The sequence below is a fragment of the Pseudomonas sp. LBUM1659 genome (assembly GCF_059716045.1).
This window is the reverse complement of the sequence record NZ_CP166797.1, coordinates 1,138,311-1,153,093: the sequence shown is the minus strand read 5'-3', so window position 1 is coordinate 1,153,093 and position 14,783 is coordinate 1,138,311. Positions and strand designations below refer to the sequence as shown.

Annotated in this window: 13 protein-coding genes; 7 read left to right on the top strand and 6 right to left on the bottom strand. The window is 59.0% G+C overall.

Features of this window, described 5'->3' with window-relative positions; all coding sequences use genetic code 11:
- Window positions 1–5: 5 nt before the first annotated feature.
- From lepA to lptF, 3 genes are all read right to left on the bottom strand, one after another.
- Entirely contained in the window at window positions 6–1,805 is a 1,800-nt protein-coding gene (gene lepA, locus ACA048_RS05065; RefSeq protein ID WP_497628193.1) for a translation elongation factor 4, read from the bottom strand.
- Between the two features lie 171 nt (window positions 1,806–1,976).
- Window positions 1,977–3,038, bottom strand: coding sequence for an LPS export ABC transporter permease LptG (gene lptG / locus ACA048_RS05060; protein WP_497628192.1), 1,062 nt, complete (start codon window positions 3,036–3,038; stop codon window positions 1,977–1,979).
- Entirely contained in the window at window positions 3,031–4,149 is a 1,119-nt protein-coding gene (gene lptF / locus ACA048_RS05055; protein WP_497628191.1) for an LPS export ABC transporter permease LptF, read from the bottom strand. Before lptF ends, lptG begins: the two co-directional genes overlap by 8 nt.
- 308 nt (window positions 4,150–4,457) lie before the next feature.
- Here lptF and ACA048_RS05050 point away from each other — a divergent pair, with 308 nt between their 5' ends.
- The 5 genes from ACA048_RS05050 (at window position 4,458) to rlmF (ending at window position 11,093) form a co-directional block, all read left to right on the top strand.
- Complete coding sequence (locus ACA048_RS05050) at window positions 4,458–5,948, top strand: leucyl aminopeptidase (RefSeq protein WP_497628190.1); 1,491 nt, start codon at window positions 4,458–4,460, stop codon at window positions 5,946–5,948.
- A gap of 60 nt (window positions 5,949–6,008) precedes the next feature.
- Window positions 6,009–6,437: a DNA polymerase III subunit chi gene (locus ACA048_RS05045; protein ID WP_497628189.1), complete on the top strand. Its 429-nt coding sequence runs from the start codon at window positions 6,009–6,011 to the stop codon at window positions 6,435–6,437.
- An 8-nt stretch (window positions 6,438–6,445) separates the two neighbouring features.
- On the top strand, window positions 6,446–6,835 hold the full coding sequence (locus ACA048_RS05040; protein ID WP_497628188.1) for a DNA polymerase III subunit chi: 390 nt from the start codon (window positions 6,446–6,448) through the stop codon (window positions 6,833–6,835).
- 122 nt (window positions 6,836–6,957) lie between these two features.
- Complete coding sequence (locus ACA048_RS05035; protein WP_497628187.1) at window positions 6,958–9,804, top strand: valine--tRNA ligase; 2,847 nt, start codon at window positions 6,958–6,960, stop codon at window positions 9,802–9,804.
- Window positions 9,805–10,070: 266 nt separating this feature from the next.
- Entirely contained in the window at window positions 10,071–11,093 is a 1,023-nt protein-coding gene (rlmF, locus tag ACA048_RS05030; RefSeq protein ID WP_494376373.1) for a 23S rRNA (adenine(1618)-N(6))-methyltransferase RlmF, read from the top strand.
- Window positions 11,094–11,247: 154 nt separating this feature from the next.
- Here rlmF and ACA048_RS05025 read toward each other — a convergent pair whose 3' ends face one another.
- Complete coding sequence (locus tag ACA048_RS05025) at window positions 11,248–11,529, bottom strand: HU family DNA-binding protein (RefSeq protein ID WP_007905514.1); 282 nt, start codon at window positions 11,527–11,529, stop codon at window positions 11,248–11,250.
- A gap of 394 nt (window positions 11,530–11,923) precedes the next feature.
- Between ACA048_RS05025 and yejK the strand changes: the two genes are divergently transcribed.
- Complete coding sequence (yejK, locus tag ACA048_RS05020; protein ID WP_007944833.1) at window positions 11,924–12,928, top strand: nucleoid-associated protein YejK; 1,005 nt, start codon at window positions 11,924–11,926, stop codon at window positions 12,926–12,928.
- Window positions 12,928–13,278, top strand: coding sequence for a glutaredoxin family protein (locus ACA048_RS05015; RefSeq protein ID WP_497628186.1), 351 nt, complete (start codon window positions 12,928–12,930; stop codon window positions 13,276–13,278). Before yejK ends, ACA048_RS05015 begins: the two co-directional genes overlap by 1 nt.
- A 136-nt stretch (window positions 13,279–13,414) precedes the next feature.
- Here the strand turns inward: ACA048_RS05015 and ACA048_RS05010 are convergent, their stop codons facing one another.
- Both ACA048_RS05010 and ACA048_RS05005 read right to left on the bottom strand, forming a co-directional pair.
- Window positions 13,415–14,350, bottom strand: a complete 936-nt coding sequence (locus ACA048_RS05010) for a glutathione S-transferase family protein (RefSeq protein WP_497628185.1) — start codon at window positions 14,348–14,350, stop codon at window positions 13,415–13,417.
- Window positions 14,351–14,438: 88 nt separating this feature from the next.
- Complete coding sequence (locus tag ACA048_RS05005; RefSeq protein WP_497628184.1) at window positions 14,439–14,759, bottom strand: GIY-YIG nuclease family protein; 321 nt, start codon at window positions 14,757–14,759, stop codon at window positions 14,439–14,441.
- Window positions 14,760–14,783: the final 24 nt, after the last annotated feature.

The following is a 14,783-nucleotide window of genomic DNA, read 5'->3' as shown; positions in this document are numbered from 1 at the left end:
AGGACCTAACTATCCAACCTGAGCACTGCAAGGAAGGCTTCTTGTGGAATTTCCACGTTGCCGACTTGCTTCATGCGTTTTTTACCGGCCTTTTGCTTTTCAAGCAGTTTCTTCTTACGGCTAACGTCACCGCCGTAGCATTTGGCCAATACGTTCTTTCTGAGTGCCTTGACGGAGGTCCGCGCAATGATCTGCCCGCCAATGGCGGCCTGGATCGCGACGTCGAACATCTGGCGCGGAATCAGTTCTTTCATCTTCTCGGTCAACTGGCGACCTTTGTAGTGCGCGTTATCCTTGTGCACGATCAGCGCCAGGGCGTCGACCTTGTCACCGTTGATCAGCACGTCCAGTTTCACCAGACTAGCCGATTGATAACGGTCGAAATGGTAATCCAGCGACGCATAACCACGGCTGGTCGATTTCAGACGGTCGAAGAAGTCCAGGACCACTTCGTTCATCGGCAAATCGTAGGTCACTTGAACCTGAGTACCGAGGAACAGCATGTCGTGCTGCACGCCACGCTTTTCGATGCACAGGGTAATGACGTTGCCCAGGTGCTCTTGCGGCACAAGAATATTGGCCCGCACGATCGGCTCACGCATGTCTTCGATCGAGGACAGGTCTGGAAGCTTCGACGGGTTATCGACGTAAATCGTTTCACCGGTTTTCAGCAACAGCTCGAAAATTACTGTCGGCGCTGTGGTGATCAGGTCCAGGTCGTACTCGCGCTCCAGGCGCTCCTGGATGATTTCCATGTGCAGCATGCCGAGGAACCCGCAACGGAAGCCGAAGCCCAGGGCGTCGGAGCTTTCCGGGGTGTACTGCAGGGACGAGTCATTGAGCGTGAGCTTTTGCAGGGCCTCACGGAAGTCTTCGAAGTCGTCGGAGCTGACCGGGAACAGACCGGCGTAAACCTGCGGCTGAATGCGTTTGAACCCTGGCAGCACGTCGACGTCTGGCGTCGAGTTCAAGGTCAGGGTGTCGCCCACTGGCGCACCGTGAATGTCCTTGATGCTGGCAATGATGAAGCCCACTTCACCGGCCTTCAGGTCAGCGGTAGGGGTGTGTTTCGGGTTGAATACACCGACGCTGTCCACCAGGTGGATCTTGCCGGTGGATTTGACCAGGATCTTGTCGCCCTTCTTCACACGACCGTGGCGCACGCGTACCAGGGAAACAACGCCCAGGTAGTTGTCGAACCACGAATCGATGATCAACGCTTGCAGCGGATCTTCGTAGTTGCCGGTCGGTGCAGGAATGGTGGCGACCAGGCGCTCGAGCACTTCATCGACGCCCAGACCGGTCTTGGCAGAGCACTCGACCGCGTCGGTGGCATCGATGCCGATGATTTTTTCGATTTCTTCTTTAACGCGGTCCGGATCGGCCTGTGGCAGGTCGATCTTGTTCAGGACCGGCATGACTTCCAGGCCCTGCTCGATCGCCGTGTAGCAGTTGGCAACCGACTGCGCTTCAACGCCCTGACCGGCATCGACCACCAGCAAAGCACCCTCACAGGCCGCCAGCGACCGGCTGACTTCGTAGGTGAAGTCAACGTGGCCGGGGGTGTCAATGAAGTTCAGCTGGTACTTGATGCCATCGCGAGCGGTGTAATAAAGGGTGACGCTGTGGGCCTTGATGGTGATCCCGCGTTCACGCTCCAGGTCCATGGAGTCCAGCACCTGGGCTTCCATTTCGCGCTCGGCAAGGCCGCCGCACATCTGGATGAATCGATCAGCCAGCGTCGACTTGCCATGGTCAATGTGGGCGATGATGGAGAAATTGCGGATATGACTCAAATCACTCACGGATCAACACTCAAAAAGGCTGCAGGCATAGCCCGCCGAAAAATAGCCGGGAATTGTACCTGATCCACGGCGCAAGCGTCACGTTTGCAGGTCAGACGGCAGGTACAAAAACGCCCCGGTCTTGCGACAGGGGCGTTTTGAGTGACCGGAAAGGCCAGGAAAAACCCTTAATCAACCGGCCCGGCGCAACAGCCAGACACCGGCCAGGCCACAAACACCAGCCGGAATGAGCACCGCAAACAGCGGCGAGAAACCGAACACCAGGCTCGAAGGCCCCAGCAAATCCTGAACGATACGGAAGGTGAAGCCCACCAGAACGCCGGTGAACACACGCTGACCGAGGGTCACAGAGCGCAAGGGACCAAAGATGAAGGAAATCGCCATCAGTACCAGCGCGGCAGTTACCAGAGGTTGCAACACCTTGACCCAAAATGCCAACCAGTAGCGGCCATTGCTCAGGCCCTGGTCAGCCAGATAGTGGATGTAACTCCACAGACCGCTGATTGACAGCGACTCAGGCGCCATTACCACGGTGTCCAGCAACTGAGGGCTCAGGGCAATTTCCCAGCGCTCGACGGGAGTGACGACCACTTCGGTGCTCTTGTCATGGAACACCGTGGTCGTGACGTCGCTGAGTTGCCAGTGATCCTTGTCGAACTCGGCACGCTTGGCAAAGCTTGACGACAGCATGTGTCGCTCATTGTCGAAGCGATAGCGGGTCACGCCATACAGAAGGCCATTGGGCTGCACGGAGTTGACGTGAATGAACTCGTCACCCTGGCGGTGCCAAAGGCCGTGTTTGGCGCTTTGCGCATCACCGCTGCCCTGAGCCAGCGAGCGATTGGCCTGAGCAGTGACTTCAGTGGCCGGCGCAACGTATTCGCCGATCAGTACCCCCACTGCCATCAGGACCAGCATCGGCTTCATGACCGCCCAGACGATTCGACCGATCGACACGCCGGCGGCGCGCATGATGGTCAGCTCACTGTTGCTGGCCAGACTGCCGAGGCCAATCAGGCATCCGATCAGTGCCGCCATTGGCAACATGTCGTAAAGACGGCGCGGGGCCGTCAGCAAGACGTAACTGGACGCATCCAACAGGGTATAGGTGTCGCTGACTTCGCTCATCTCGTCGATGAAGGAGAACAGCGTCGCCAGGCCGAGAATAATCCCCAGTACCGCCAGGATTGCCATAAATACGCTGCTACCGATGTAGCGATCGAGCTTAACCACGAGCCACCTCCAGTGCGCTGCGGCGACTCGCCATTTTCAAGCGCAACGGCTCCCAGTAAAGCAGCCCGAGACCGATGATCAGGAACACCCCATGAACCCACCATAACCCCAGGGCAGGCGGGATCTTGCCCTTATCGAGGGCGCCGCGGGCGGCAATCAGGATGGTCAGGTAAATCATATAAAGAAGAATCGCCGGCAGCAGCTTGAGGAAACGGCCCTGGCGCGGGTTGACCCGCGACAACGGCACCGCCATCAGGGTCACGATGAACACCAGCAACGGCAAGGACAGACGCCATTGCAGTTCAGCGCGCAGGCGAGTGTCGTTGCTGTCGATCAAGGCACGGGTGCTCATTGCATCACGATCAGTTACTTCGTCACTGACATCCGGTTTTGGCAGCAATACCCCGTACTCGTCGTATTTGATCGCCCGATAGTCGGCCTGCCCCGGATTGCCGTCATATCGATAACCGTTGTCGAGAATCAGGTAGCGGTTGCCGTCCGGACGAATTTCCTGGCGGCCCTTCTCGGCCACCAGCACGGAAATCCCGCGATCCTTCTGGTCGGAGTTGGTGTTTTTCTGCGAAATGAACACACCCGCCAGATTGACGCGGTCATCGGTCAGTTGCTCGGTATAGGTCACCCGAGTCCCGTCACGCAACGCCTGGAAGCGACCCGGCTCCAGGGTATCGAACTCGGTGAGCGCATCTTGTTTATTCAGCAGCAACTGGAACTGATTGGCACCTTGTGGTGCCAGGCTCAGGCTCAGCCAGGCCACTATCAGCGCGACCAGCGTGGCCGGAAACAGGGTAATGACAAACAAACGCTGCTGGCTCATACCGGTGGCCGACAGCACGGTCATTTCGCTTTCGAGGTACAGGCGACCGTACGCCAGCAGGATCCCGAGAAACAGGCCCAGTGGCAGGATCAGCTGCAGGAAACCCGGCAGACGGAAGCCCATGATCAGGAACAGCGAGCCCGGATCCAGCAGGCCCGCGGCCGCCTGCGCAAGGTATTTGATGAAGCGACCGCTCATGATGATGACCAGCAGCACGGCGCTGACTGCGCTCAAGGTCAACAGGACTTCGCGGGACAGATATCGGAAGACGATCAAACCAGAGACTCCAGGGTTGTCAGGCTAAGGCGGCCAAACAAGCAAACGTATCAGACAGCCCGCAGGGCAGAGCTGCCGAAAAAGATGGCGCATTATCCTGTGATTGGGTGCACCTGTCACTGCGCATGCTCAAGCTGGCGGTCAATGCGCTGAAGATCGTACAACCGAGGGTTGTCAGGCGCAGGGAGCGGGGTTCAAACTGCGGCCTTTGTCGCGGGCCGTGACCTGCGTCTTTCTATCTATATAAGCAAGCGTCTGTGCGTCGCCGTTTTGCCCACGCACGTTGACCATCATTCAGGGACCCGGACATGGAACTGGTTGTAAAAAGCGTTAGCCCAGAAACGTTGAAGACTGCCACTCTGGTCGTCGCCGTCGGCGAAGGCCGCAAGCTCGGCGCCGTGGCCAGACAACTGGACGAACTGAGTGGCGGCGCCATCAGTGCAGTGCTCAAGCGCGGCGACCTCGCCGGCAAGGTTGGCCAGAGTCTGTTGCTGCATAGCTTGCCGAACCTCAAGGCTGAACGCGTTCTGCTGGTAGGCGTGGGCAAGGACGAAGAACTCGGCGACCGCCCGTTCCGCAAAATTATTTCCGGCGCACTCAACACCCTCAAAGGCCTGGGCGGCAGCGATGCGGTACTGGCGCTGGATGAAGTCGTGGTCAAAGGCCGCGACAGCTATGGCAAAACCCGCCTGCTGGCGGAAACACTGGTGGACGGCGAATACACCTTCGACCAGTTCAAGAGCCAGAAAGCCGAACCTCGCACCCTGAAGAAAGTCACCCTGCTGACCATCAAGGCTGCACAGGCTGAAGTCGAGCGCGCCGTGACCCACGCCACCGCTATCGCCAACGGCATGGCCTTCACCCGCAACCTGGGCAACCTGCCGCCGAACATCTGCCACCCCACGTTCCTCGGCGAACAAGCGAAGAACCTCGGTAAAGAATTCAAAACCCTGAAAGTCGAAGTCCTTGACGAGAAGAAGATCAAGGATCTGGGCATGGGCTCGTTCTACGCCGTAGGCCAGGGCAGCGCCCAGCCGCCACGCCTGATCGTCATGCAATACAACGGCGGCAAGAAATCCGAGAAACCGTATGCACTGGTCGGTAAAGGCATCACCTTTGATACCGGCGGCATCAGCCTGAAGCCGGGCGCCGGCATGGATGAAATGAAGTACGACATGGGCGGCGCTGCCAGCGTGTTTGGCACCCTGCGTGCCGTGCTTGAGCTGAACCTGCCGATCAACCTGGTGTGCATCCTGGCCTGCGCCGAGAACATGCCGAGCGGCAACGCTTCGCGCCCGGGCGACATCGTCACCACCATGAGCGGCCAGACCGTGGAAATCCTCAACACCGACGCCGAAGGCCGTCTGGTGCTGTGTGATGCCCTGACCTACTCCGAACGCTTCAAGCCGCAAGCCGTGATCGACATCGCGACCCTGACCGGCGCTTGCGTCGTTGCCTTGGGCGCCCACACTTCGGGCCTGCTGGGCAACAACGACGAACTCATCGGCCAACTGCTGAGCGCCGGCCAGACGGCTGACGACCGCGCCTGGCAATTGCCGCTGTTCGACGAGTACCAGGAGCAACTGGACAGCCCGTTCGCCGACATCGCCAACATTGGCGGCCCGAAAGCCGGGACCATCACCGCTGCCTGCTTCCTGTCCCGTTTCACCAAGAACCTGAACTGGGCACACCTGGACATCGCCGGTACCGCATGGACCAGCGGCGGCAAGGACAAGGGCGCCACTGGCCGTCCTGTTCCATTGCTGACCCAATACCTGCTGGACCGCGCCAAAGCCTGAAACCGTTGACCCGGGGCGGCGTCACTTTCGGGTGATGCCGCTCCTGGCTCAGGAACCGCAATGACCAAAGTCGACTTCTATATCCTGCCCAGCGCCGATCCTTCGGCGCGGCTGGATTTCGCCTGCAAGCTCACCGAAAAAGCCTGGCGCATGGGCCACCGCATTTACCTGCACTGCAGCGATGCCGCCCAGCGTGAGGATCTCGATGCCCGTTTGTGGGCCTTCAAGGGCGAAAGCTTCGTACCTCATGGCCCTGCCGAAAGCGAACCGGACGGCCTGATCGTCCTGGGTCTGGGCGATGACTGCGGTCAGCACCAGGATTTGCTGGTCAATCTCGACCTGAAAGTCCCGGCATTTGCCAAACAATTCGCCCGCGTGGCGGAAGTGGTAGTAGAAGAACCGACGATTCGCGCGGCTGCGCGGGAGAGTTTCCGTTTCTACCGCGAACAGGGCTATCCTCTGCAAGACCACCGTTTACAGCGACTCTGAGCATTCCGATGGACACTCCGAAACCGCAGCAAAAGTCCGTGCATCTGCTGGACGACCTCGAGTCGATCCGCCAACTGCTCGGCGATGACAACCTGCAACCACCACTGCTGACCGACACGGTCATCGACGGTGACCAGGAACAGATTCCCATGTTGTTCGAGCCTGTCGGCAATGCGCCGCAGCCGGTCGAACCGACACCGCCGCCCGCCCCTGCCGCACAGCCTTCGCCGGAACCCGGCAAAGGCCCCGACGCCTTGCTGCATCTGGACAGCGAACTGCGCGCCGCTGCGATGTTGATCATGCAAGACGTGATCGACGACTTCGCCCCGCACATTGAAACCGAAATCAAACGCCGGCTGGATGCGCGGATGGAACGGCTGCTCAGTCAGTACGAATAACACCGCCATCTTAATGTGGGAGCGGCGGTCAGGTTCATCCCTCGATCAACTCGCCCTGCGCCCCATGCACCGCTATACTTGCCGGCTTTTCCTGAATAAATGCCTATAGGGTCCCGCCGCGCATGGATAAGACCTACCAGCCGCACGCCATTGAAACTTCCTGGTACAACACCTGGGAGTCAGAGAATTACTTCGCCCCGCAAGGCGCGGGCGAGTCCTACACCATCATGATCCCGCCGCCGAACGTCACCGGCAGCCTGCACATGGGTCACGGTTTCAACAACGCGATCATGGACGCCCTGATCCGATTCCGCCGCATGCAGGGTCGTAACACCCTGTGGCAGCCGGGTACCGACCACGCCGGTATCGCCACGCAAATGCTGGTGGAGCGTCAACTCGAAGCCCAAGGCCAGAGCCGTCACGACCTGGGCCGCGAAAAATTCCTCGAGAAAGTCTGGGAATGGAAGGATCAGTCCGGCGGCAACATCAGCCGTCAGATCCGTCGCCTTGGCTCGTCCGTAGACTGGAGCCGCGAGCGCTTCACCATGGATGATGGTCTCTCGGAATCCGTGAAAGAAGCCTTCGTGCGCCTGCATGAAGACGGCCTGATCTATCGCGGCAAGCGCTTGGTCAACTGGGACACCAAGTTGCACACGGCGATTTCCGACCTCGAAGTGGAAAACCACGACGAGAAAGGTTTCCTGTGGAACCTGAAATACCCGCTGGCCGACGGTGTCAAAACCGCGGAAGGCAATGACTACCTGATCGTCGCGACTACTCGCCCGGAAACCATGCTCGGCGACGCCGCCGTGGCCGTTAACCCGAACGATGAACGCTACCAAGCCCTGATCGGCAAATTTGTCGAACTGCCGCTGGTCGGCCGCCGCATTCCGATCATCGCCGACGATTATTGCGATCCTGAATTCGGCACCGGCTGCGTGAAAATCACCCCGGCCCACGATTTCAACGACTACGAAGTCGGCAAGCGCCACAACCTGCCGCTGCTGAACATCTTCGACAAGAACGCGGCCGTGTTGCCAGCCTGCCAGGTGTTCAACCTCGACGGCACACTGAACGAGAGCATCGACGGCAAGATCCCGGCTGAATACGCCGGCCTCGACCGCTTCGAAGCCCGTAAGCAAATAGTTGCGGCATTCGACGCCGCCGGCCTGCTGGTCAGCGTCAACGATCACGCGCTGAAAGTGCCGAAAGGCGACCGCTCCGGCACGATCATCGAGCCGTGGCTGACCGACCAGTGGTACGTGTCGACCAAGCCGTTGGCCGAGCCTGCGATTGCCGCTGTTGAAGACGGCCGCATCCAGTTCGTGCCAAAGCAATACGAAAACATGTACTTCTCGTGGATGCGCGACATCCAGGATTGGTGCATCAGCCGTCAGCTGTGGTGGGGCCACCGGATTCCAGCCTGGTACGACGAGTCGGGCAAAGTCTACGTCGGTCGCGACGAAGCCGAGGTGCGTGCCAAGAACAACCTCGGCCCGGACGTTGCGCTGCAACAGGACAACGACGTTCTCGACACCTGGTTCAGTTCGGGCCTTTGGACCTTCTCCACGCTCGGCTGGCCTGAGCAAACCGAGTTCCTGAAGAAATTCCACTCCACCGATGTGCTGGTGACCGGCTTCGACATCATTTTCTTCTGGGTTGCCCGGATGATCATGCTCACCATGCATTTGGTGAAAAACGAAGACGGCACGCCGCAGGTTCCGTTCAAGACCGTATATGTGCATGGCCTGGTGCGTGATGGCCAAGGCCAGAAAATGTCCAAGTCCAAGGGCAACGTCCTGGACCCGCTGGACATCATCGACGGCATCGAACTGGAAGACCTGGTGCAGAAACGCACCTCCGGCCTGATGCAGCCGAAACTGGCGAAGAAGATCGAGAAGCAGACCCGCGACGAGTTCGCCGACGGCATCGCCAGCTATGGTACCGACGCACTGCGCTTCACCTTCTGCTCGCTGGCGTCCACCGGCCGTGACATCAAGTTCGACATGGGCCGCGTTGAAGGCTATCGCAACTTCTGCAACAAGATCTGGAACGCCGCGCGTTATGTTCTGGACAAGGGCGAAGACTGCGGCCAGAACGGCGAAGCCTACGAGCTGTCGCTGGCGGATCGCTGGATCATCTCGCAGCTGCAACGCACCGAAGCCGAAGTGACCCGTCAACTCGACCAGTTCCGTTTCGACCTGGCAGCACAAGCCTTGTACGAGTTCATCTGGAACCAGTATTGCGACTGGTACCTGGAACTGTCCAAGCCTGTGCTGTGGGACGAAAACGCCCCGGCCGAGCGTCAGCGCGGCACCCGCCGTACGCTGGTTCGCGTCTTGGAAGTGGCGTTGCGTCTGGCGCACCCGTTCATGCCATTCATCACCGAAGAAATCTGGCAGCGCATCGCGCCGCTGGCCGGTATTCAGGGCAAGACGATCATGCTGCAACCTTGGCCAGTGGCCAATGAAGAGCGCATCGATCAGGGCGCCGAAGACGACATCGAATGGCTCAAGGGCCTGATGCTCGGCACGCGTAACATCCGTGGCGAAATGAACATCGGTCCGGGCAAGCCGCTGAACCTGTTCCTGAAAAACGTCAGCGCCGAAGATCAGCGTCGTCTCACCGAGAACGAAGCCCTGTTGAAGAAACTGGCTCGCCTCGAATCGATTACGGTGTTGGTTGCCGGCGAAGAAGCACCGCTGTCTGCCACCGCACTGGTTGGCGAGATGGAAGTGCTGGTACCGATGGCTGGCCTGATCGACAAGGACGCCGAACTGGCGCGCCTGGACAAGGAAATCCTGCGCTTGCAGGGTGAAGTCCAGCGCGTGGGTGGCAAGCTGTCCAACGCTGGTTTCGTGGACAAGGCCCCGGCTGAAGTCATCGAGAAGGAACGCGCCAAACTGGCCGAGGCCGAACAGGCTTTGGGCAAGCTGGCCGAGCAACATGCGCGGATTGCCAGCCTGTAACGGCACATCGCGATGAAAAAGGGAGGCCCGCAACGGCCTCCCTTTTTTGTGCCTGCCCTCTCCTCCAAACACCTCATATCCCCTGTGGGAGCGGGCTTGCTCGCGAAGGCGGCGTTACATTCAACATTGATGTCGACTGACACCCCGCCTTCGCGAGCAAGCCCGCTCCCACACTTGATCGGCGTTGTCCGCACTTTTGTCATCAATACCGAGCCGATGTGGGACAATACCCGCCACTTTTAGCCATACCCGAATCGACAACGCCCATGAACGCCCCCCGCACACCAAGACCTGCGCGCAAAAAGCCTGACACCGCCACCCCGGCCAAAGCCGTGGAGCCGCGTGAAAAGGCCAGCCTGCACCCGCGCAATCGCCATCAGGGTCGATACGACTTCCCCGCACTGATCAAAACCACGCCGGAGCTGGCGAAGTTCGTGATCATCAACCCGTACGGCAAGGAAAGCATCGACTTCGCCAGCCCAGACGCGGTACGCGTGTTCAACCGGGCGTTGCTCAAGTCCTTTTACGGCATCGCCCATTGGGATATCCCGGCTGATTACCTTTGCCCGCCGGTTCCGGGGCGTGCCGACTACGTTCACTTCCTCGCCGACCTGCTGGCCAGCGTCAACGACGGTGAAATTCCTCGCGGTGCGCCGGTCAAGGTGCTCGACATCGGCATGGGCGCCAACTGCGTCTATCCATTGATCGGCTACAGCGATTACCGCTGGCACTTCCTCGGCTCGGAAATCGACCCGACGGCCGTGGCCGCCGCCAAAGCCATCGTGCAATCCAACGGCCTGAACAAAGCTATCCAGCTGCGCCAGCAAAGCAATCCCAAGCACATCCTGCTGGGCCTGCTGGAGCCGGGCGAACGCTTTGACCTGACCATGTGCAACCCGCCGTTCCACGCCTCGATGGACGAAGCGACCAAGGGCAGCGAGCGCAAATGGCGCGCCCTGGGCCGTGCCGACCCGAAACGTAAATTGCCGGTGCTGAACTTCGGCGGCCAGTCTGCCGAGCTGTGGTGTGAAGGCGGTGAAGCGCGGTTTGTGACGCAATTGATCGCCGAAAGTGCGAGCTTCCAGCACAAAGTGCTGTGGTTCAGCACCCTGGTGTCGAAAGCTTCCAACCTGCCTGCGATCCAGACGGCCTTGAAAAAGGCTGGTGTGCTGGAAAGCCAAGTGGTGGAAATGTCCCAAGGCCAGAAGCAAAGCCGCTTCGTTGCCTGGACCTTCCAGACCAAATCCGAACAGCAGGTCTGGCGCGAACGCTGGGTTAAAAAAAGCTGAGTAACGGACCGCCGCAGATCAACTGTAGGAGTGAGCCGGCTCCGGGCGGCTCACTCCTACATTGACTAAGTGGTGTTGCAGGACAATCGCTGAATCGCAGACACAAAAAAACCGTGCCCGGATTGCTCCGGAGCACGGTTTTTTTTAACAAGTCTTACTTGTTAACAGCGTCAGTCAGGCCTTTGGCCACAACCAGCTTGATAACTTTCTTGGCAGCGATTTCGATGGCAGCGCCAGTCGAAGGGTTACGGCCAGTACGGGCAGGACGCTCAGTCACTTTCAGTTTGCCGATACCTGGCAGAGTGATTTCGCCGCCGTTTTCCAGCTGATCAGCAACGATTTGGCCCAGTTGGTCCAGAGCGTTACGCGCGGTGGTTTTTGGCGCGTCGATAGCTTCAGCGATGTCGGCGATCAGTTGGTCTTTAGTAAGAGCCATGTAGTGTTCCTTCCCTATCAAATTCATATGGATTGCAGAGTGCAGTGTCAGCCATCGAGCCCGATCTTCTGGATCTGGCACCCTCGACCAATAACCACTGGATCGGGGTTATAGATGCCGAAATCAGGGTTTGGTTCGACCTGACAAATGCTGAATGCACGCTTAACGCAGTGACTTCGCGTAAGACCGGGCAAAACTAGCACAGCGACGGGGAAATATCCGCCTCTAGCTACCCATTTGGTCAGCTTTATTGCTCTAAAACGGGAAAAAAACGCATAAGCACCGCCGGTCGCCCGGGATTTGCCCTTCATGCCGCGCCCAAACCAGTGGTTGCGGTACACTTGGCACTTTTTCGGGGAGCACGCCCTCCTCTCTTCAATCAGCCGAGAAGCCCATGCCGATCCGTCATTGCATCGTCCACCTGATCGACAAAAAACCCGACGGCACGCCCGCAGTTCTTCACGCCCGCGACTCTGAACTCGCCGAGTCGAGCGCCATCGAGAACATGCTTGCCGACCTCAATGAGAGCTATAACGCCAAACAAGGCAAGGCCTGGGGGTTTTTCCATGCTGAATCCGGGGCGCACCCGTTCAGCGGCTGGCTGAAGGAATACTTCGAAGGCGGCAAGGACTTCACGGCGTTCAGCCGGGTGGCGGTGGAGCATCTGCAAAAGCTGATGGAGGAGTCAAACCTCTCAGTGGGCGGCCATGTGCTGTTCGCGCATTACCAGCAGGGCATGACCGATTACCTGGCCATCGCCCTCCTGCACCACAGTGAAGGGGTTGCAGTGACCGATCAACTGGACGTGACCCCGTCCCGGCACCTGGATTTGGGCCAATTGCACCTGGCGGCGCGGATCAACGTTTCCGAGTGGCAGAACAACAAGCAGTCCAAGCAGTACATTTCGTTCATCAAAGGCAAGAACGGGAAAAAGGTTTCGGAGTATTTCCGCGACTTCATTGGTTGCCAGGAAGGCGTCGACGGCCCGGGCGAAACCCGCACACTGCTCAAGGCCTTCAGTGATTTCGTTGAAAGCGAAGACTTGCCGGAAGAGTCCGCCCGCGAGAAAACCAAGACCCTGGTGGATTACGCCAGCAGCCAGGCCAAGCTCGGCGAGCCCATGGGCCTGGAAGAACTCTCGGAGCTGATCGACGAAGAGCGCCCGAAAGCGTTCTACGACCACATCCGCAACAAGGATTACGGCCTGTCCCCGGAAATTCCGGCGGACAAACGCACCCTGAACCAGTTCCGTCGCTTCACTGGCCGCGCGGAAGGCCTGTCCATCAGCTTTGAAGCGCACCTGTTGGGCTCGAAGATCGAGTACGACGAAGAAGCCGGCACGCTGATCATCAAGGGCCTGCCGACTCAGTTGACCGACCAGCTCAAGCGACGCAACTGATGCTGAACGGCATCCTGAAAAAATTCCTGCTGATTCTGCTGGTGGTCGTGGTTTATCAGAACTGGGGCAAGATCGAGCGGGTGTTCAACCCTTCACAAGTGGTGTCAGAGCAGACACAGGCCAAGGCCAACGTCGTGCTCTATGCGACGGACTGGTGCGGCTACTGCAAACTGACCCGGCGCTTTCTCGATCAGAAAGGCATTCCGTACAAGGAATTCGATATCGAAAAAGATGCCGAGGCGCGCAAGGCTTATGAAGCGCTGGGTGGCGGCGGGATTCCGATCATCGATGTGAACGGAACGTTGATTCGCGGGTATGACCCGGACGCAATCCTCGCCGCCCTGAAGTAACTCATTGCCTCACAAAAATCCTGTAGGAGCAGGGCTTGCCCGCGATGGCCGCGACCCGGTGTAACCGTCACACCGCGTAATCGTTCATCGCGGGCAAGTCGGATCGCCGCACCGCATGCTCCTACAGGAGTGGGGTTCAGTGCTTTTCGATGCGAAATCCATATCGCGGAAAGTGCACATGCACCACGCCGCCGCGCTCGTCTTCCCGGCGCAGAATCAGTTCTTCACTGCCCGCAAACAGCAACTCGCCCGCCACCGGATCAACACCATAATCGGTTGCGGCAATCACCACCTGCTGGCCAGCCTCAAAGCCATTCGGCTCGTCGAACTGCTCATCCGGCAATGCGGCTGGCGTGGCATTACGCGCCACCTCCAGCGCCTCCTCAGACGTCATCTCGCTGGACGCACCGTGACCGAACCCCATTGCGCGACCCAGCCACGCCGAAACCGCTGGATAAGCATCAACCAGCGGTGAAGTCACCGGCGTCGCCTTGAGGAACCACAACGGATGGGCCAGTGCGAAGTCAGCAATTGACGGCTCGCCAAACAAGAAGTCACCCTCCTCGCGCTGCAGCTGTTGTTCCAGCCGCGCCATGATCGTTGGCCATTGATGCTTTGCCTGCTCGGCGGACAACTTGGTTGCACTGCCACCACTGAATAGCCCGGCGCGATCGGCAATGAATGCCTTGATCGCTTCCGGTGGCAAATTGCCGAAGCGCACTGCGATCGATTCCGGCTGAAATACCAGGCTGACGGCATGTTGGAACACCACCGAATCAGCCCAGGCTGCAAAACTTGCAGCGATCATTTCCTGACCTTCCGGAAAGAACGCCGGCAAGGCTTTTTCCTGCTCCAGACGACGAGCGATCAACGACGTATCGCAATAGATATCCGCGCCAATCTGCAACACTGGCGTCCTGCGGTAGCCACCGGTCAGCGCAGTCAGATCGGGTTTTGGCATCACCGGCGAGATGTTCACCGAGCGCCAGGACAACCCTTTGAAGCCCAACAGCAGGCGGGCCTTTTCGGCAAAAGGGGACGTCGGGTAATGATGGAGAATCAACTCGGACATGCTCGGCTCCGCCGCACGGATTAGGAATCCGCAGCTTAGCGCGCAATCGACAGGCGGCCTACAGATCTGCCTGATAGGCACTTATCAGTCAGGTTGACAAGCCCGCAGCAGCACTAGCGACCAGACACTCCTTGGCGCTTTTCTTGAGTTTTTTGATCAGCCATTCCTGGCGCAGTGCTTCGCTTTTATCGCGACAGACTTCGGTGTAGACCAAGGCCACCGCCGGGCTGGAGAGGAAAAATCGCGCGCCCTTGCCACTCTGATGAATAGCAAAGCGCCGCACGGGGTCATCGCTGATTCCGCAGTAAAGCGAACCATTGGCCGCGCGAACAAGGTAGACGAACCAGGGTTTGCTGACGGGCAGCGCCGGTTCGGCGGCAATGTCGGAAGATTCGCTGAGGGTGCTCACGTGACGATCATGGCTTGTAGGAAA